The organism is Terrabacter ginsenosidimutans (assembly GCF_039539425.1).
GTDB lineage: Bacteria > Actinomycetota > Actinomycetes > Actinomycetales > Dermatophilaceae > Terrabacter > Terrabacter ginsenosidimutans.
Window position 1 is genome coordinate 1153944 of the sequence record NZ_BAABDC010000001.1, and the last position, 17056, is coordinate 1170999.

Sequence of the window (17056 nt, forward strand, 5' to 3'; positions counted from 1 at the left end):
TCGAGCCAGACCCTCCGCCGCACCCAGCCAGATCCCGCCGCACCCGCCGCACTTCCGCCGCACTAGACAAGGAGCCTCCATGGCACTGAAGAACACGACCGACGCCACCTTCGCCGACGACGTCCTCATGAGCGACAAGCCCGTGCTCGTCGACTTCTGGGCGACGTGGTGCGGCCCGTGCCGCAAGGTCGCCCCGATCCTCGAGGAGATCAACGAGCAGTACGGCGACAAGATCGAGGTCGTCAAGCTCGACACCGACGCCAACGTCGACACGGCCGCCCGCTACGGCGTGGTCTCCATCCCGACGCTCAACGTCTACGTCAAGGGCGAGGTCGTCAAGACCATCGTCGGCGCGCACCCGAAGCCCAAGCTGCTCCGTGAGCTCGAGGAGTACATCAGCTGACCAGCGCCGTCTGGTCGTTGCGCACGTTGGGGTGGTCCACCGTCACGGTGCCACCCCTTCGGCGTACTACGCTGCTCACGGCGCCCGACCACTCCCGACAGACGCACAGCCCACCGCGACCCGTACGGAGCTCTCCGAGGAAGGAGCCGAGATGACCCCCCAGCAGTCAGTCGTGCTCCGGCGCGGCGACTCCGGCCCCGCCGTGGCCGCCGTGTGTGAGCGCCTCGTGCTGTCCGGCGACCTGCCCGGTGGCTCCGGACACAGCGACCGCTTCGGCGATCCCGTCTACGACGAGCGGGTCGAGCAGGCCGTCAAGTCCTTCCAGCAGCGTCGCGGCCTCATCGTCGACGGCGTCGTCGGACGCTCCACGTATGCCGTCCTCGACGGTGCCCGCTGGGCCCTCGGCGACCGCGTGCTGCGCTACGTCCCCGAGCACTTCGTCGAGGGTGACGACGTCGTGGCCCTGCAGGGCCGCCTCGCCGAGCTCGGCTTCACGCCCGGCAAGGTCGACGGTCTCCACGGGCCGAGCACCGACTCGGCCGTGCGGGCCTTCCAGGCCGCGGTCGGGCTCGTGCCGGACGGCACGGTCGGGCCCGAGACGATGCGTGCCTTCGCCGGCCTGCGGCGCTCCGTCAGCGGCGGCTCGGCCAACGCGCTGCGTGAGCGCGAGCAGATCCGTCGGAGCGGCTACAACCTGAGCGGCCGCACCATCGTCCTCGATCCGGGCCACGGCGGTGGCGACTCGGGGGCCCACGGCCACCGAGGGCTCGTCGAGGCACGGCTCGCCCTCGACCTGGCGCGTCGCATCGAGGGACGCCTGTCCGCCCACGGGGTCAGCGTCGTCTTCACCCGCACCGAGGGCACCGACGGTGGCACCGACGAGGAGCGTGCGGCATTCGCCAACTCGCTCGAGGCCGACCTCGTGCTCTCGCTGCACACCGACCACTCCGAGTCCGGCTCGGCCCACGGCGCCTCGACCTACTTCTACGGTCACCCCGACAGCCCCGCGCACGGCGACTGGTCGGTCATCGGGGAGAGCTTCGCCGACCTGCTGCTGCGTGAGGTCGTCGCCCGCACCCGGCTGACCGACTGCCGGTCGCATGCACGCACCTGGCCGCTGCTGCGTCGCACGCGCATGCCGGCGGTGCGACTCGACTTCGGCTACCTCAGCCACGAGGGGGACGCCGCGTCCCTCGCGAACGCGCAGGTCCTCGACCACGTCGCCGAGGCCGTCGTCGTCGCGCTCCAGCGGGTCTACCTCGGCGAGGCCGACACCTCACGCACCGGCGTGCTCCGGCTCGACGACCTCCGTCGTCACCTGGAGACGATGCGAGCCCAGCACGTGTCCGCCGACCGCACGGTGGGCTGAGCCCGCGCCCGACCCACCGAAGGCCGACGCCGTGTGGGTCGGGCTCGGTCACTCGCGATCGGCGACGTGGGCGTGGCTGTGACCGTTGGGGTGCGTCTCGGGCACGGGCCGCGCCCCCGGCACCCAGGTCAGGGCGCGCGCCAGGGCCGCCGCGGCCTCGTCGCGCAGCGTCACCACGGTCCGCAGGTCGATCCGGAGCCGCGGGTATGCCGGGTGGTCCCGTTCCACCCTGAAGCCGACCTTCTCGAGGAAGGCCACGTCGAGCACGCAGGAGTGCCGAGACACGGCCAGGGGGCGCGCTGCCACCGCCTCGAGCGAGCGCACCCGGTGGTGCAGGGCGTCCTTGGCCGCAGCCTGCACCAACGCCTTGCGCAGTCCGCGGTCGGCGTGCGCAGGATCGGTCACCGCCGTGACGAGCATCAACGTCGAGGGGTCGGACGGGGACGTCGGGAACGCTGCGAGCCGTGGCACGTGCCGCGCCGGCGCGAGGAGGACGTGGCCGGCGGGCACGCCGTCCACGTAGGCGACGTGTCCCGGGGGACCCCAGTCCGCCGACACCGTCTCGACCCAGTCCGCGAGCTGCGCGACGGGCTCACGGGGGTCCGCGTGGCCGTTGCGCGGCACCGTCTGCCAGAACGTGCACGGCGAGCACGCGCCCACCAGGTCCGCCACCCGGTCCGGCGTCAGGGGGCGCAGCTCACGCATCGTGCCTGCTCGCAACCCTCATGCCCCCATTCTGACCTGACGCCCGCCCGGAACACCATGACCCCGGTCGCCGGCGGTGCCGGACGCGGCCTGGACCGCGCGATCGGACTCGGCGCGAGGGCGCCCCGTGGCAACACGGCATACCGAATTAGGGTGGGCGCATGAGCGAGCCGGGAACGTACGTCGAGAAGAGCTTCAAGCGCGACACGAACTACATCACCACCCGCATCACCGCTGACGGCCGCGACGGCTTCCCTGTGGAGTCCGGCCGTTACCGGCTCGTCGTCGCGCGGGCCTGCCCGTGGGCCAACCGCGCCATCATCGTGCGCCGGCTGCTGGGCCTCGAGGACGCCCTGTCGATGGGCATCTGCGGTCCCACGCACGACAAGCGCAGCTGGACGTTCGACCTCGACCCGGGCGGGCTCGACCCGGTGCTGCAGATCCCCCGCATCCAGGATGCCTACTTCAGGCGCGATCCCGAATACCCCCGTGGCATAACGGTTCCCGCGATCGTCGACGTGCCCACCGGTGCCGTCGTCACCAACGACTTCAAGCAGATCACCGTCGACCTCGAGACGCAGTGGCGTGAGTTCCACCGTGAGGGTGCACCCGACCTCTACCCGGCGGCCCTCGCCGACGAGATCGAGGCGGTCAGCGAGCCGATCTACCGTTACGTCAACAACGGTGTCTACCGCTGCGGCTTCGCGGGCACCCAGGACGCCTACGACAAGGCGTACCGCCGGCTCTGGGAGAACCTCGACCTGCTCGAGGAGCGCCTGTCGACCCGCCGCTACCTCGTCGGCGACCACATCACCGAGGCCGACGTGCGCCTCTTCACGACGCTGGTGCGTTTCGACCCCGTCTACCACGGTCACTTCAAGTGCAACCGCAGCAAGCTCATCGAGATGCCGGCGCTGTGGGGCTATGCGCGTGACCTCTTCCAGACGCCCGGCTTCGGCGACACGGTCGACTTCACCCACATCAAGCGGCACTACTACGTCGTGCACACGGACGTGAACCCCACGGGCGTCGTGCCGCTCGGGCCCGCCCTCGAGAACTGGGCGACACCGCACGGGCGCGAGTCGCTCGGCGGCTCACCGTTCGGTGACGGCACTCCTCCGGGACCGCCGCGTGAGGTCGTCCCGCCCGATCACAACCCGGTGCTCGCCCTCCTGGACGCCTGACGCGCGAGATCACGTATGCCGCCGGGTTCCCTTGTGGCGCAAGGGAACCCGACGCGGACGGCTGAGTCAGGAACGGTAGAAGTCGGCAAGGGCCGGCGCGAGCACGTGTGCCGGCACCTGGTGGAACTCACCGTCGAGCTCGGTGGCACGCCCGTCCGGCAGCGCCTCGGCGAGGACTGCGGCCGAGTCGTGCAGCCACGGCATCGCGGTCCCGCTACTGCAGACCGTCAGGAACGGCACGGTGACGCGGCTCAGGGTCTCGGTGGGCAGGCCCTGGTCATCGCCACCGAGGCAGAGACCGTCGTACTTGACGGTGTAGGTCATCGCGAGCATCGGCTCCCAGCTCGGGGTCCCCCTCATGCCCTCGACCATCTCGTCCGGCATGCCGACGACCACGTTGTTGAAGTAGCGCAGGATGCCCTCCCGGTCCCCTGCCTCCTCGAAGCGCTCGAGGGTACCGATGTAGTCATCGGGCGCCGGCGGCCACGCCGCGGTCCGGTACGGGACCTCCAGGGCCGAGCCCTTGGTGACGGGGGCACCGGCGGCGATCGCCTCGACCACGAGCGCACCCCCGGACGAGATGCCGAAAACGTAAGCGGGAGAGTCCTTTTCGCCTGCTGCGCTGATGATCGCCGTGAGGTCCTCGACCTCTCGCGAGACGGCGTAGGGCTGGGTGTCGCCGCTGTCCCCGCGCCCCCGGCGGTCGTACGTCACGCCGGTCAGGCCCTGCTCCCCCAGCGCCTGCGCGAGGTCGCGGAAGGCGCCGCGGTCGCAGAAGGCTCCCCCGACCACCACCGCGACTGGTCCTGTGCCATAGGCCTCGTAGGCGATCGTCGTGCCATCCGCCGACGTGGCCTTCTCGATCTGGCTCATCTCTGACTCCCTGGTGTGTGCGACCCGCCTCTCGGGTCCTCATTCCTGCGTCGAACGGCGAGGACGCACCTCGACAGTTCGAATCTCGAAAGGTCTGTCGTCGTCATCGGCGCCTCACTGGCGTTTGCGTGAGAAGACCTCGCGCTGCTCCTCGTCGGGGACCGTCGCCATGAACTCCATGACGGCATCCGAGAGCGCAGGCCAGGTCTCGTGCTGTTCCAGGGGCACGACGCTGCCGACGACCTGGTCCGCGTGGACCTCGATGAGGTTCCACGACTGGGGACCGTCGACTCCCATGAGCAGCTCCCGTGGGGCGCCGAGGTCGTCGACGTAGCTGACCCCACCGGCGACGAAGACCGGGACGGCACCGATCGTGCCGAAGCTCGTGACGTGGAGGTGGCCGCTGAGAACGGCGCGGACGTCGCTGCCGTCCAGCACGTCGCGCAGCCGGTCGACGGCGTCGAAGTCGAGCAGCTGCATCACCGGAGACCGGTAGGTGATGGGGGCGTGGTGGATGACGAGAATCGTCCCGCGCTCGGAAGGCTGCGCGAGTTCCGTTGCGAGCCAAGCGTATTGGTCATCCGAGAACCCGCCGTGGTGGTAGCCGGGCACCGCGGAGTCCATGGCGATGAGGCGCAGCCCACCGACATCCGTGACGGTGTCCTGCGGGGCATCCGTGTCTGCCCCGTAGAGGGTCCGGGCCATCGGCAGGCGCTCGTCGTGGTTGCCACCTGTGAGCACGAGCGCGCAGCCCAGCCGTTCGACGACCGGCTCGACGATCTCCTTCAGCAGGGCGTAGGCGGCGGGATCGCCGCTGTCCGCGAGGTCGCCCGAGATGACGAGGGCGTCGATCCGCTCCCCCGAGCCCTCCACCCGAGCGAGGGCCTTGCGCAGCTGTGCCTCCGTGTCGATGCGGCCGGCCAGCAGGCCTCCTCCTGCGATGAGGTGGGGGTCGGACAGGTGGGCGATGACGTGGCTCGGCGCCGGCCGTGATCCGCTGAGGGTCATGGCGCCAGCCTAGGCGGGACAGCCCGGGCTCCGGGGCTCGAGATGCCGACCGGGTCCTCGGGTGCGACGCTGGACCCGGAGGTCCCATGCCCCTTCCCGAAGCGGTTGCGCAGCTGAACAAGAAGTACGTCAACAAGGCGCTGGTCCACCTGGCCGGCCACGGATGGTTCGTCGAGCTCGAACACGTCGGCCGCAGGTCCGGGCGCACGTTCAGGGTCCCGATCATGGCGTTCGACGGCGGTGAGGTCGTGACGGTGGCCCTGACGTACGGGCCACGCGTCGACTGGCTCGCCAACCTGCGGGCCGCCGCCGGCGGCCGGATGCACCTGCGCGACGAGCTCCTGGTCCTCGGCGCGCCGGCATCCCTGACTGAGGCCGACGGCCGCGCGCGCATGCCGCAGCCGCCGCGCGCCCTGCTTCCCCTCCTGGGCTGTCACGACTACGTCGAGATCCCGGTGCTTTCCCGCCAGCCGTTCAGCGGCTGGTGAGTCTGACGCTGACGGACCGGGGCGCAGGCTCGGATCAGCGCCTCACCTGGCAGTTGGGGCACCAGTAGAGCCGTCGACCGGCGATCTCCTTCTCCTGCAACGTGTTCAAGCACCTGGGACAAGGTTGACCGGTCCGCTTGTAGACGAGGAAGCGCCGCTCGAACGTGTCGCCGAGCCGTTCGCCGGTGAGTCGGCGGGCGATGACGCGTGCACGTCCCGACCGCGTCGCACGCACGGCATCCTCGACCTGGTCCGGCATGGTGATGATCTGGGAGAAGGTGCGTCCGAGCGGCATCAGGAGCACGAGGTCGTCCCAGATCTCCTGCCAGACCTGCTCGGACAGGTCGACGCCGCGGGTGAGGGGGTCGACGGCGAGGCGGTGCAGCACCTCACAGCGATAGACGTTGCCGACGCCGGCCACCACGGACTGGTCCATGAGCAGCTCCGCCACCGTGCGCCTGCTCCGGTGGACCCGTTCCCAGCCGGCGTCGGGTCGTTGTCGCCGCCGCAGCGGATCCGGACCCAGCGTGGAGACGATCTCACGTCTGCGGGCGGCGTCGACGAGGGTGCAGATCATCGGTCCCCGCAGATCAGCGACGTGCTCGGGGCCGACGAGGCGCAGCCGAACGGCTCCCACGGCCGGAGGCAGCACGCCGTCGACGAGATGTTTCACGGGAAACATGCCGATCAGGCCGAGGTGAACGTGCAGGGTGGCGTCACCGATGTCGACGAAGAGATGCTTCCCCCACGCCTGTGCGCTCTCGAGCACCCGCCCGTCCAGTCGCTCCGCATCCGCAGCGAAACGCCCTTGCGGGCTGGTCGCGGTGACCGTGTGCCCACGGAACGCCCGCTCGAGGCGGTCTGCCAACGCGTGGATCGTGTGCCCCTCGGGCATCGTCGTGCTCGCTCGTCAGTCCCGGGTCGGAGCCGGCACGCCCATCAGGCCGAGAATGCGCCGCAGGTCCTCGACCGACGCGAACTCGACGGTGATCTTGCCCTTGCGCTGACCCAGGGCGATGGCCACACGCGTCTCCAGGTGGTCCGACAGACCCGAGGTGAAGTCGTCGAGCTGCGGGTGACGGCCACCCGCGCGGGGGCGCCGTGCCCGGGGAGCGTCGTTGCCCTCCCCCAGCGCCACGAGCTCCTCGACGTTGCGCACCGACAGTCCCTCGGCGACGATCCGCTGGGCCATCCGCTCCATGGCAGCACCGTCCGCCATGCCGAGGAGTGCCCGTGCGTGTCCGGCGCTCAGGACTCCCGCGGCCAGGCGGCGCTGCACCAGCGGGGGCAGCTTGAGCAGGCGCAGCGTGTTGGAGATCTGCGGCCGGGAGCGACCGATTCGAGTGGCGAGCTGGTCGTGCGAGCAGCCGAAGTCGTCGAGGAGCTGCTGGTAGGCCGCGGCCTCCTCCAGCGGGTTGAGCTGGCTGCGGTGGAGGTTCTCCAGGAGGGCATCGCGCAGCAGGTCGTCGTCGCTCGTCTCCTTGATGATCGCCGGGATGACCCCGAGCTCAGCAGCCTGGGACGCGCGCCAGCGACGCTCACCCATGATGAGCTCGAACGTGCGACCGTCCGCCTCCGCGAGCTGGTCGGCCGGGATGCGACGGACGACGATGGGCTGCAGCACACCGATCTCGCGGATCGAGTGGACGAGCTCGGCCATGTCGTCCTCGTCGAAGACCGTGCGAGGCTGCTTGGGGTTCGGACGAATGGAGTCGATGTCGAGCTCGGCGAACTCAGCACCCGGCACGACCGCGAGACCACTCCCGGCGCGAGGCTCTGCCGGCGCGGCGGTCTCCGGTGTCTCGCTTGCCGCACCTGCGGCGACTGGCACGCCCGCTTCGTCCGTGGCGGCCTGGGTGGGCACCGAACTGTCTACGTCGGCCGCCGAGCCGGTGTCGCCGTCCTTGGCCTCGGGCGAGGGGGCCTCGGGCCGCTTCTGCTCGGTGAAGAAGACGTCGACGGGTCGACCGGCACCCCCGCTGGGTGCGCTCGGGATCAGCGCTCCGAGGCCTCGACCCAGTGCGCGTCGCTTCTCCGCCATCCGACAACCCTTCAACGTCCGTGACGCGTCCATCGCGCCCTGCGTCAGTCTAGGTGCACGCGGCACCCACCTCTCGTACCGCCGGCCCGTGTCCGGCGGTGTCACTGGTCGGCGGAACTCCGTGTCACGACTCGTGTTTCACGTGGAACGCGACACGAGAGAGCCGCAATTGGTCGCCCCACCACTCGTGTTTCACGTGGAACGCCTCGCGGACGAGGCGCCGCCTTCTATCCACGTGCTCGTGTGTTTCACGTGGAACGTGGAACCACCGGGGTTTCACGTGAAACAGGGCCGCCACCACCGGTGACGACCCTGTTCATGGTCTTCGCGAGCCTTGACGAATCTGTGAGGTCAGGTGCGTCCCGCGGCGCCGCGGTCTGCGATCTCCCCCGCCGCCTCGAGATAGGCGAGAGCGCCACTGCTCGCGGGGTCGTACGTCATGACGGTCTCGCCGAAGCTCGGCGCCTCCGAGACACGGACGGACCGAGGCACCGTCGTCCGGAGCACCTCTTCCGGGAAGTGCTCTCGCACCTCGTCTGCGACCTGAGCGGAGAGTCGGGTGCGACCGTCGTACATCGTGAGCAGGATCGTCGAAACGTGAAGCGTGGGGTTGAGGTGCCGCTTGACGAGGTCGATGTTCTTGAGCAGCTGCGACAGACCCTCGAGGGCGTAGTACTCGCACTGGATCGGAATGAAGACCTCGCTCGCAGCGACCATGGCGTTGACGGTGAGCAGACCCAGGCTCGGGGGGCAGTCGATGAGGATGTAGTCGAACTCGTGCCCGGTCTCCGCCGCTGCCGCGATCGCCTTCTGCAGGCGCGACTCGCGCGCCACGAGCGACACGAGCTCGATCTCCGCACCGGCGAGGTCGATGGTGGCGGGAGCGCAGAACAGCTTCTCGATGGTGGTGCACGGCTGTACGACGTCGAGCAGGGGCGTGCCGTCGACGAGGACGTCATAGATCGACGGCACCTCGGCATGGTGGTCGATGCCCAAGGCCGTGCTGGCGTTGCCCTGGGGGTCCAGGTCGATGACGAGGATGGTCAGCCCGGACTGGGCCAGCGCCGCGGCCACGTTCACCGTGGTGGTCGTCTTGCCGACGCCGCCCTTCTGGTTGGCGACGGTGAGCACCCGCTGCGAGACCGGCTTCGGGAACTGGCGCCCTGTCAGCTGGATGCGACGCCTGGCGTTGTCGGCCAGCTCCCTCGCCAACGGGGTGTCGGTGCCAGGGGTGGGAAGGGCTGCTGCCAGAGCCTCACGATCGGCGTGGTCCGCCTTCAGCCGGCTCAGCGCTTCGTCGTCATCCACAAGGTTGTCCCCAGGCCGTGAAAGGGCTGATTCCTGCTCAGTCGGGCGGTGTTCTGCACCGTCGTCCACCGCGTTGTCCACAGGCACTGCAGCGACAGCGGGCGGATCCTGGAGGGACTCGGCCGCGGGCGTCGCCGGCTCGCTCGACGGTGCCGAACCGCTGGCATCCGTCCCAAACTCGCCGGTCCCGCTGCTGCCGTGATCGCCGTGATCGCCATCATCGGTGTCGTTGTCGCTGTCGTCGACGTTGCTTCTGTCGCCGTCGATCACCGTGACACCGGCCTCGTCATCGCCGTCATCGACGTCGTCGACGTCGGTCCCGAGTGACGAGGGGACCTCGTCGACAGCGAGCGGCTCGGCCGTCGAGGCACCGAGGCCGATCTCTGCGGCACGCTGCGGGTCACTCTCTGGGTCGCTCGCTGTGTCGCTGTCGGCATCCGTCTCACGGTCAGCATCAGCCAGGCCGTCGGGCTCGCCGTCAGGCTCACCCATGGGCCCACGCTCGACGGGAGTCGACGGGTGCACCGCGTCCGAGGACGGCGGGCCCGGTACGTCACCCGACCGCGTCTCGATGTCGGCGCCCGCTACCGCCTGCACCCGTGCTGACTCGGCGGAGTCCCCCTCTGGCGTGCTCACGCCCTGGACCGCGGGGGTTTCACGTGAAACGCCCAACATGCGCGCCAGCCAGCCGAGTCGCCGGTGCTCCGGCCCGGGGTCCGGTTCGCTCGGCCAGCCCAGGTTGGTCGACATCGTCACAGGGAGAGCACCTCCGGGGTTGAGGAACGACTCGCGGAGGGGTCCGCAGGAGTGGTCCGTCGAAATGGTCTGGACACGATCATGGCTGATGACGCGGTCGGTCGCCGACTCCCGGCCCGGAGCGTCGCGATGCTCGTGGCCGATCGGCCCGCCGACGCGCCGAACCGGCGCTCGAGGGTTGCCGGGAACGGAACCGACGCCGGTCCACGACCTCGCCGATCGTGCACCGGAGGACCACGGTGGGCTCGTCGAGCACAGACACGCCGAACTCGGCCACTCCGGCATCGACGACACCGAGTCGCGCCAGGGCGGTGCGGCTCTCGTCGAGCTCGGTGGCGGCACGACTCCCCTTCAAGGCCAGCAGGCTGCCACCGGCTTCGAGCAGAGGCAGGGTCCACTCGGCGAGCTGGACGATGCGCGACACCGCGCGAGCCGTGACCCAGGGTGCATGGAGCTGGTCCCACATCGCCTCCGCGCGAGCCGTGTGAACCGTGACATTCGTGAGCCCGAGCTGCGCCACCGTGCCGGTCAGCCATCCCGTACGCCTGGCCAGGGGCTCGACGAGCTCGAGATGGAGGTCCGGCCGGGCGATGGCGAGGGCAAGGCCCGGCAGGCCGGCGCCGGATCCGACGTCGATGACCTGTTGCGGCTGCTCACCGCGCGGGATCGCCTCCTGCACCACGGCGCAGTTGAGGACGTGCCGGTCCCAGAGGCGAGGCGTCTCGCGCGGACCGATGAGACCGTGACTGATCCCGGTGTCGGCCAGGATCGCCACGAACTGCTCGGCGAGCGCGAGTCGGTCTCCGAAGACGTCCGCAGCCACCGGTGGTGTTGCCGGAGGCTCTGTGGCGTCGAGAGCATCGTGGGTCACGCGCTCTCACTCCTCGGGTGGTGCGACTGGCGATGGTGGGTGTGGAGGCCTCTGGAGGCAGCCCGTTTCACGTGAAACGGGCCTCCGTCATTCCGGCAGGATGACGACGTGACGGTGCGGGTCCACGCCCTCCGACTCGGAGACGAGACCGGCGGCCGCGACCTCGTCGTGGACGACCTTGCGCTCGAAGGCCGTCATGGGCTCAAGGGCCTGCTTGGTCCCGGACTCCCGGACCTCCGTGATGGCCACCTGCGCCAGCTCGACGAGTGCGGACCGGCGCTGGGCACGGTGGCCGGCGACGTCGAGCATGAGACGGCTGCGCTCGCCGGTCTCCGCCTGGACGGCGAGACGGGTCAGCTCCTGGAGAGCCTCCAGCACCTTGCCGTCGGTGCCCACGAGACGGCGCGGGACCCGGCCCTCGTCGGAGTCGACGATGGCGATGGCGGCCCGGTCGCCGTCGACGTCGACGTCGATGTCGCCGTCGAGGTCCGCGATGTCGAGGAGCGTCTCGAGGAAGTCCGCCGCCACCTCGCCCTCACGCTCGAGCTGGCGGACGCGCGACTTCTTGTCGCCCTTCTCCGCCTTCTGGGGCTCGTCGGTCGCGTCGGTCGTCGCTGCGACGACCTCGGTCTCGATCGTGTCGGTGCTGTCGGTGCCGGCTGTGTCGTCGCCGGCCTCGGTGGCCTCGGTGGCCTCGCTGGCCTCCGCAGCCTCCGTCGGCTGAGCCTGCTCCTCCACGTCCGGGGAGGTCGGGGTCTCACGGTCGGTGGCCTGGGTGTCGCTCATGGATACTCCTTCATTCACCCGGGCGCTGTGGAGAACTGACGTTTCCGCAGTTCAGAGGCCCGTAGCAGTGTGGACAAGTCTGTGGACGAACCTCAGCGCCGGTTCTTGGTCGGCTGGGTCTTGGCGCGCTTCTTGCCCTTCGGCTGCTGGCGCTGGCCCGCCTTGGGGGCGTCGTCGGGGACCACGTCGCCGGTCTCGAGGCCGGGCACCGTCAGCTCCTGCATGTCCTTGCCCTTGCGCTTCAGCCGCTCGCGGCGAGCGTGCTCGGCCTCGGACCCGGGAGCCGGCATGTTGCGGATGACGTAGAACTGCTGGCCCATGGTCCACAGGTTCGTCGTCAGCCAGTAGATCAGGACGCCGATCGGGAAGTTGATGCCGGAGATCGCGAAGAAGATCGGCATCAGGTAGAGCAGGACCTTCTGCTGCTTCGCGAACGGGTTGTCCAACGCAGCCGCCGGCATGTTCTTTCGCATCAGCTGGTACTGCGTCGTGAAGGTCGTGGCCGACATCAGGACGATGAGGACGGCCGTGAGGATCTTGACGTTGAGGCTGGCGCCGGGCGTCAGGAACGAGTCCGACAGCTTGGCTCCGAAGATCGTCGAGCTCTCGATCTGGGCCGCCACCTCGCGGGTGATCGGGCCGATCGCGTCGTGGCCGGGGACGCCCTCGGCCTGGGCCTTGAGGTTGTTGAGCAGCTGGAAGAGCGCGAAGAAGAAGGGGCTCTGGATGAGGATGGGCAGACAGCTGCTGAACGGGTTGGTCCCGGTGCGCCGGTAGAGATCCATGATCTCGGCCTGCTGCGCCTTCTGGGACTCCGGGTCGCGCTTGCCCTTGTACTTCTTCTGGATCTTCTGCATCTCCGGCTGGATGAGCTGCATCCGGCGGGAGGAGTGGATCTGGCGGACGAAGAGCGGGATGAGCAGGAGGCGCACGACGACCGTGAGGCCGACGATCGACAGCGCCCAGGCCCAGCCGGCCAGGTCACCGTTGAGGCCGATCTTGTCGAAGAGCCAGTGCCAGCCGTACATGACCCAGGCTTCACCGAGCTTGATCGGATAGAGCAGGGTGTTGAAGAAGTCGATCACGTGTTTCCTCTGTGGTCTGGTGGGCCGGCCGGTCCAGCTCGGGTTCGAGGTGTTGGGCCACTCACCACTGATCGGCAACCATATGCCGGTTGGTCAGGTCGTGGGTTCGCGGTGCTTGACTGCGTGCTGGTCGTGCTCGTCCGCCCCTGGTTCGGCCGGGCGGAAGTCCTCGGGGCGCACGTCGTTGCGCGTGGCCCACGTCTTCGGAACGGGGTCGACCCCGCCCGGGTTCCACGGGTTGCAGCGGCCGAGCCGGCGAAGTGCGAGCCAGCCCCCGCGCACTGGACCGAACCGGGTGAGCGCGGTGACGGCATACGCCGAGCAGCTCGGGTAGAAGCGGCAGCTCGGCGGGGAGAGCGGCGAGATGAACCGCTGGTACACCCGAACGGCGAGCAGGAGCGGCGAGGCGAGCACCCGGTTCAGCGTGACGCTCATCGTCGGCACGCCTTGTCGAGCTGACGGGCGACGGCGAGGTCGAGCTCGTCCCAGGTGGCAGCGGCAGCGGCGGGGTTGGCCCGCACGACGACGTCGAGGCCTGCCGGTATGCCGGTCAGCCGGGTCGCGATGCTGGCGCGCAGCCGACGCTTGGTCCGGTTGCGCACCACGGCGTTGCCGACGGCCTTGGACACAACAAAACCGACGCGCGGCGGAAGATCCGCACGCGCATCGGTCCGGTTGGCATGCACGACGATGAGTCGCCCGCCTGCTCTGCTGGCGCCGGGCCCGCGTACTGCCGAGGTGAAGTCCGTCCGCTCACGCAGTCGGTGACGTGCCGGCAGCACGCCGCGGCCTCCGGCGGCTCAGGCCGAGAGCTCGGCGCGGCCCTTGCGACGGCGGCCGGCGAGGATGGCACGGCCGGCGCGGGTCCGCATGCGCAGGCGGAAGCCGTGCGTCTTGGCGCGGCGACGGTTGTTCGGCTGGAAGGTGCGCTTGCTCACGAGGTTCTCCGTAGGTTGCAGGGGCCCGTCCGACGTCACGACGACGTCGGCCCGGCTCCCGTTGTGGGGCTGTCGGTGGCCGATGCGACCGCAATCGGCAAGCCCGTGGAGTGCCGAGATGGTCCGGTTGGACGGGCTCGGGGGCCATGGGCATGCGAAAGAGGTCGCAGACACGCTCGGTCAACGATACGGGAGCCGCGGAACGAGGGTCAAACCGGCGATGCCCCGCCACTCGGCACGGCCAAAACCCACGATCCTTGGAGGTCACGGGACAAATGCAAGGCGACACGCCGCCTAGCCGAAGATCTGTTGGCGGCTCAATTGTCTTCCGCGCCTCCGCGCCTGTAGTTTTCGTGGTTCACGATCCTCGCCACTCCATGCACAGGCTGTGGACAAACGTGTGGACAACAGGGCATCGTTCACCAGGACACGGCCGAGCCGGGACGGTCGACCGAGCATGGTCGAGCTCCCGCTCGAGCCGAGACCAAGGCGACACAGAGCCGGCAATCACAACCGGTGCAACAGCATTGACTTCAGGGGCAGGTGGGATCAGGTGGCCGAGACAGGCGTCGATTACGCGCAGATCTGGCAGCAGACGCTCGGCACCCTCGACTCGGTGGGACTGTCCAACCAGGAGCGCGCGTTCGTCCGGCTGTGCCGCCTCGTCGGCGTGCTCGACCAGACCGCGCTGGTCCGGGCACCCAACACCTTCACCAAGGACTTCCTCGAGCAACGGGTCCGCGAGCAGATCCACGAGGCGCTGGCGAGCCAGCTCGGCCACCCGGTCCAGCTCGCCGTGTCGGTCGACGAGAGCCTCGAGACCGACCTGGGCATGATCAGCGACGAGCCGAGCGGCCAGGCCGCGGTGCACGGCGGCTCGATGCACGGAGCGCCTGCCCACGGCGGAGCCGGCCACAACGCCCAGCACAACGGTCAGCACAACGGCTCCACCGGTTACGGCGCGGGCGCCCACAACCCGCTGCGCGACCTCGCCGAGAGCGCGCCCGCGCTGAACGGCGCCGACCTCGACGAGCCACGCCAGCCGGCCTACCCCGGCGGTCAGACCCGGATGGAGCTCGGCCCCGACCCGCTGAGCGGCGGGGAGAGCGGGCCGCTGCGACTGCAGCAGCGCCCCGAGCCCAGCTCGCCCGGCGACACGCGCCTCAACCCCAAGTACACGTTCGACACCTTCGTCATCGGCGCGAGCAACCGCTTCGCCCACGCGGCGGCGGTCGCGGTCGCCGAGGCGCCGGCCAAGGCGTACAACCCGCTCTTCGTCTACGGCGAGTCCGGGCTGGGCAAGACGCACCTGCTCCACGCGATCGGGCACTACGCCCGCACGATGTTCCCCAACGTGCGCGTGCGCTACGTGAACTCCGAGGAGTTCACCAACGACTTCATCAACAGCATCCGTGACGACAAGGCGAGCGCGTTCCAGAACCGCTACCGCAGCGTCGACGTGCTGCTCATCGACGACATCCAGTTCCTCCAGGGCAAGCTGCAGACCCAGGAGGAGTTCTTCCACACCTTCAACACGCTGCACAACGCGAACAAGCAGATCGTCATCACCAGCGACCTGCCGCCGCGTGAGCTGTCCGGGTTCGAGGACCGGATGCGCACGCGCTTCGAGTCGGGTCTGCTCACCGACGTCCAGCCGCCCGACCTCGAGACCCGCATCGCGATCCTGCGCAAGAAGGCGATCCAGGACCGGATGTCGGTGCCGGACGACGTGCTCGAGTACATCGCGACGAACTTCAGCACCAACATCCGCGAGCTCGAGGGCGCCCTGATCCGCGTCACGGCGTTCAGCAACCTCAACCGCCAGGCCGTCGACCTGCCGCTCGCCGTCATCGTGCTCAAGGACGTGCTCCCCAACGAGACGCCCAACCAGGTCACGGCGGCGACGATCATGGCGGTCACCGCTGCCTACTACGCCGTGACGCTCGAGGACCTCTGCGGCTCGAGCCGCTCGCGCCAGCTCGTAACAGCCCGCCAGATCGCGATGTACCTCTGCCGCGAGATGACCGACCTGTCGCTGCCGAAGATCGGCCAGCACTTCGGCGGCCGTGACCACACGACGGTCATGCACGCGGACCGCAAGATCCGTGAGCTCATGGGTGAGCGCCGCGCCATCTACAACCAGGTCACCGAGCTGACCAACCGGATCCGCCAGCAGTCTCACTGACGCGGGCAGACCCGACCCGATGGCGTATGCCGTGGGGCCGGGTCTGCGTCACGCCGCCGTGTCCGCGTGGGCGTGACTCGCCTCGCGGCGGGCGGCGACGGTCGCCGTGAGGGCCTCCTCCCACGGAGTGGGCGCGAGCCCGAACGTGCGCTGGGTGAGGTCCGAGTCGAGCACGAACGGCCGCTCGAACTGGTGACGGGTCTCGCGGACCTCGCGCATGAAGGGGACGACGAGTCCGGCCGCCGTGCCGAGCGGCCTCGGCAGCACTCGGACCCGGCGTGCCTTGACGCCCGCGAGACGGGCGACGTCGGCGGCGGCCTCGTCGAAGGTGCGGGCGGCCGCCGTCGGGACGTGCCAGGCGCGGCCCCAGCCGTCGTCTCCGCTGGCGACCCGGGCAGCGAGGCGACCGACGTCGGGGACATAGGTCCACGAGTGCGGTGCGTCGGCTCGACCGACGGGCACGAACGGCGGGCGTCCGGCGAGGAGCGCGTCGATGACGATGTCGTTGAGGTAGCTGGTGCGCGGCGTCGTTCCGGGTCCGAAGTAGTCGCTGGAGCGCAGCTCGGTGACGCGCAGGTGCCCGGCCTCGTGGCGGGCGAGGGCCTCGCGCCACATGTCGGCACGGATGCGGCCCTTGTGGCCGGCCGGTCGCATCGGGTCGTCCTCGTGCATGGGCGCCTGGACCTCGCCGTAGCCGTAGAGGTTGCCGATGATGACGAGACCGGCTCCCGTGGACTCGGCGGCGGCGAGCGTGGCCGCGGCGACCGGGGGCCAGTCGGTGTCCCACGTCAGGTAGCTCGGCGGGTTGACGGCGTTGACGATGCTCGCGGCGCCGCGGGCCAGGGTGCTCACGGCGGAGGTGTCCGCGGCATCGACGGACACGACCTCGACGGCGTCGGGGTCCGTTGCCTGCCAGGGTCGCTCGGTGACGCGCCCCGACCGCGAGGCGAGGGTGACGGTGTGGCCGAGCGCGACGAGCTCGGCGGTGGTGGCGCGCCCGACGCCGCCGGCGCCGAGGACGAGGTGGTGGCTCATGGTTGCTCCTGGTTGATCGCG

General features: G+C 69.8%; 19 protein-coding genes. 6 read left to right on the forward strand and 13 right to left on the reverse strand.

Going from position 1 to position 17056, the window contains the following annotated elements; genetic code table 11:
* Positions 1-79 precede the first annotated feature (79 nt).
* Together trxA and ABD831_RS05350 are read left to right on the forward strand one after the other, a co-directional pair.
* A complete protein-coding gene (trxA, locus tag ABD831_RS05345; RefSeq protein ID WP_344942603.1) occupies positions 80-403 on the forward strand; it encodes a thioredoxin in 324 nt (107 codons plus the stop codon).
* 151 nt (positions 404-554) lie between these two features.
* Positions 555-1772, forward strand: a complete 1218-nt coding sequence (locus tag ABD831_RS05350; RefSeq protein ID WP_344942605.1) for an N-acetylmuramoyl-L-alanine amidase — start codon at positions 555-557, stop codon at positions 1770-1772.
* 48 nt (positions 1773-1820) lie between these two features.
* Here the strand turns inward: ABD831_RS05350 and ABD831_RS05355 are convergent, their stop codons facing one another.
* Positions 1821-2477, reverse strand: coding sequence for a GNAT family N-acetyltransferase (locus tag ABD831_RS05355; RefSeq protein WP_344942608.1), 657 nt, complete (start codon positions 2475-2477; stop codon positions 1821-1823).
* A 161-nt stretch (positions 2478-2638) separates the two neighbouring features.
* Here ABD831_RS05355 and ABD831_RS05360 point away from each other — a divergent pair, with 161 nt between their 5' ends.
* Positions 2639-3661: a glutathione S-transferase family protein gene (locus ABD831_RS05360; RefSeq protein WP_344942611.1), complete on the forward strand. Its 1023-nt coding sequence runs from the start codon at positions 2639-2641 to the stop codon at positions 3659-3661.
* Between the two features lie 66 nt (positions 3662-3727).
* Here the strand turns inward: ABD831_RS05360 and ABD831_RS05365 are convergent, their stop codons facing one another.
* Both ABD831_RS05365 and ABD831_RS05370 read right to left on the reverse strand, forming a co-directional pair.
* Positions 3728-4534, reverse strand: coding sequence for an alpha/beta fold hydrolase (locus ABD831_RS05365; protein WP_344942614.1), 807 nt, complete (start codon positions 4532-4534; stop codon positions 3728-3730).
* Between the two features lie 114 nt (positions 4535-4648).
* On the reverse strand, positions 4649-5542 hold the full coding sequence (locus ABD831_RS05370) for a metallophosphoesterase family protein (RefSeq protein ID WP_344942617.1): 894 nt from the start codon (positions 5540-5542) through the stop codon (positions 4649-4651).
* Between the two features lie 86 nt (positions 5543-5628).
* On the opposite strand from ABD831_RS05370, the gene ABD831_RS05375 reads away from it, so the two are divergent.
* Positions 5629-6030: a PNPOx family protein gene (locus tag ABD831_RS05375; protein WP_344942620.1), complete on the forward strand. Its 402-nt coding sequence runs from the start codon at positions 5629-5631 to the stop codon at positions 6028-6030.
* 34 nt (positions 6031-6064) lie between these two features.
* Here the strand turns inward: ABD831_RS05375 and ABD831_RS05380 are convergent, their stop codons facing one another.
* The 3 genes from ABD831_RS05380 to ABD831_RS05390 all read right to left on the reverse strand — a co-directional run bounded on the left by ABD831_RS05380 (position 6065) and on the right by ABD831_RS05390 (position 9379).
* Positions 6065-6925, reverse strand: a complete 861-nt coding sequence (locus ABD831_RS05380; protein ID WP_344942622.1) for an Fpg/Nei family DNA glycosylase — start codon at positions 6923-6925, stop codon at positions 6065-6067.
* 15 nt (positions 6926-6940) lie between these two features.
* Positions 6941-8071: a ParB/RepB/Spo0J family partition protein gene (locus ABD831_RS05385; protein WP_344942625.1), complete on the reverse strand. Its 1131-nt coding sequence runs from the start codon at positions 8069-8071 to the stop codon at positions 6941-6943.
* 351 nt (positions 8072-8422) lie between these two features.
* Positions 8423-9379: a ParA family protein gene (locus tag ABD831_RS05390; RefSeq protein ID WP_425582779.1), complete on the reverse strand. Its 957-nt coding sequence runs from the start codon at positions 9377-9379 to the stop codon at positions 8423-8425.
* 198 nt (positions 9380-9577) lie between these two features.
* Between ABD831_RS05390 and ABD831_RS05395 the strand changes: the two genes are divergently transcribed.
* A complete protein-coding gene (locus ABD831_RS05395) occupies positions 9578-9706 on the forward strand; it encodes a hypothetical protein (RefSeq protein WP_344942628.1) in 129 nt (42 codons plus the stop codon).
* Between the two features lie 508 nt (positions 9707-10214).
* On the opposite strand, the gene rsmG is transcribed toward ABD831_RS05395, so the two are convergent.
* From rsmG to rpmH, 6 genes are all read right to left on the reverse strand, one after another.
* On the reverse strand, positions 10215-11006 hold the full coding sequence (gene rsmG / locus ABD831_RS05400) for a 16S rRNA (guanine(527)-N(7))-methyltransferase RsmG (protein ID WP_344942630.1): 792 nt from the start codon (positions 11004-11006) through the stop codon (positions 10215-10217).
* A gap of 87 nt (positions 11007-11093) precedes the next feature.
* Positions 11094-11792: a Jag family protein gene (locus tag ABD831_RS05405; protein WP_344942633.1), complete on the reverse strand. Its 699-nt coding sequence runs from the start codon at positions 11790-11792 to the stop codon at positions 11094-11096.
* A gap of 92 nt (positions 11793-11884) precedes the next feature.
* Positions 11885-12877, reverse strand: coding sequence for a membrane protein insertase YidC (gene yidC, locus ABD831_RS05410; RefSeq protein ID WP_142175396.1), 993 nt, complete (start codon positions 12875-12877; stop codon positions 11885-11887).
* Between the two features lie 93 nt (positions 12878-12970).
* Entirely contained in the window at positions 12971-13312 is a 342-nt protein-coding gene (yidD, locus tag ABD831_RS05415; RefSeq protein ID WP_344942637.1) for a membrane protein insertion efficiency factor YidD, read from the reverse strand.
* Positions 13309-13659, reverse strand: a complete 351-nt coding sequence (gene rnpA, locus ABD831_RS05420) for a ribonuclease P protein component (protein ID WP_344942640.1) — start codon at positions 13657-13659, stop codon at positions 13309-13311. Before rnpA ends, yidD begins: the two co-directional genes overlap by 4 nt.
* Before the next feature lie 18 nt (positions 13660-13677).
* Positions 13678-13815, reverse strand: a complete 138-nt coding sequence (rpmH, locus tag ABD831_RS05425; protein ID WP_028051105.1) for a 50S ribosomal protein L34 — start codon at positions 13813-13815, stop codon at positions 13678-13680.
* 553 nt (positions 13816-14368) lie between these two features.
* Between rpmH and dnaA the strand changes: the two genes are divergently transcribed.
* Complete coding sequence (dnaA, locus tag ABD831_RS05430) at positions 14369-16000, forward strand: chromosomal replication initiator protein DnaA (protein WP_344942644.1); 1632 nt, start codon at positions 14369-14371, stop codon at positions 15998-16000.
* A gap of 48 nt (positions 16001-16048) precedes the next feature.
* Here dnaA and ABD831_RS05435 read toward each other — a convergent pair whose 3' ends face one another.
* Positions 16049-17035 (reverse strand): NAD-dependent epimerase/dehydratase family protein, encoded by a 987-nt coding sequence (locus tag ABD831_RS05435; RefSeq protein WP_344942647.1) that lies wholly within the window; start codon positions 17033-17035, stop codon positions 16049-16051.
* Positions 17036-17056 lie beyond the last annotated feature (21 nt).

Excerpts from the sequence above, each read along its gene's own strand:
- trxA (WP_344942603.1), top strand. The coding sequence starts at position 80 with ATGGCACTGAAGAACACGACCGACGCCACCTTCGCCGACGACGTCCTC.
- ABD831_RS05350 (WP_344942605.1), top strand. The coding sequence starts at position 555 with ATGACCCCCCAGCAGTCAGTCGTGCTCCGGCGCGGCGACTCCGGCCCC.
- ABD831_RS05355 (WP_344942608.1), bottom strand. The coding sequence starts at position 2,477 with ATGCGTGAGCTGCGCCCCCTGACGCCGGACCGGGTGGCGGACCTGGTG.
- ABD831_RS05360 (WP_344942611.1), top strand. The coding sequence starts at position 2,639 with ATGAGCGAGCCGGGAACGTACGTCGAGAAGAGCTTCAAGCGCGACACG.
- ABD831_RS05365 (WP_344942614.1), bottom strand. The coding sequence starts at position 4,534 with ATGAGCCAGATCGAGAAGGCCACGTCGGCGGATGGCACGACGATCGCC.
- ABD831_RS05370 (WP_344942617.1), bottom strand. The coding sequence starts at position 5,542 with ATGACCCTCAGCGGATCACGGCCGGCGCCGAGCCACGTCATCGCCCAC.
- ABD831_RS05375 (WP_344942620.1), top strand. The coding sequence starts at position 5,629 with ATGCCCCTTCCCGAAGCGGTTGCGCAGCTGAACAAGAAGTACGTCAAC.
- ABD831_RS05380 (WP_344942622.1), bottom strand. The coding sequence starts at position 6,925 with ATGCCCGAGGGGCACACGATCCACGCGTTGGCAGACCGCCTCGAGCGG.
- ABD831_RS05385 (WP_344942625.1), bottom strand. The coding sequence starts at position 8,071 with ATGGCGGAGAAGCGACGCGCACTGGGTCGAGGCCTCGGAGCGCTGATC.
- ABD831_RS05405 (WP_344942633.1), bottom strand. The coding sequence starts at position 11,792 with ATGAGCGACACCCAGGCCACCGACCGTGAGACCCCGACCTCCCCGGAC.
- yidD (WP_344942637.1), bottom strand. The coding sequence starts at position 13,312 with ATGAGCGTCACGCTGAACCGGGTGCTCGCCTCGCCGCTCCTGCTCGCC.
- ABD831_RS05435 (WP_344942647.1), bottom strand. The coding sequence starts at position 17,035 with ATGAGCCACCACCTCGTCCTCGGCGCCGGCGGCGTCGGGCGCGCCACC.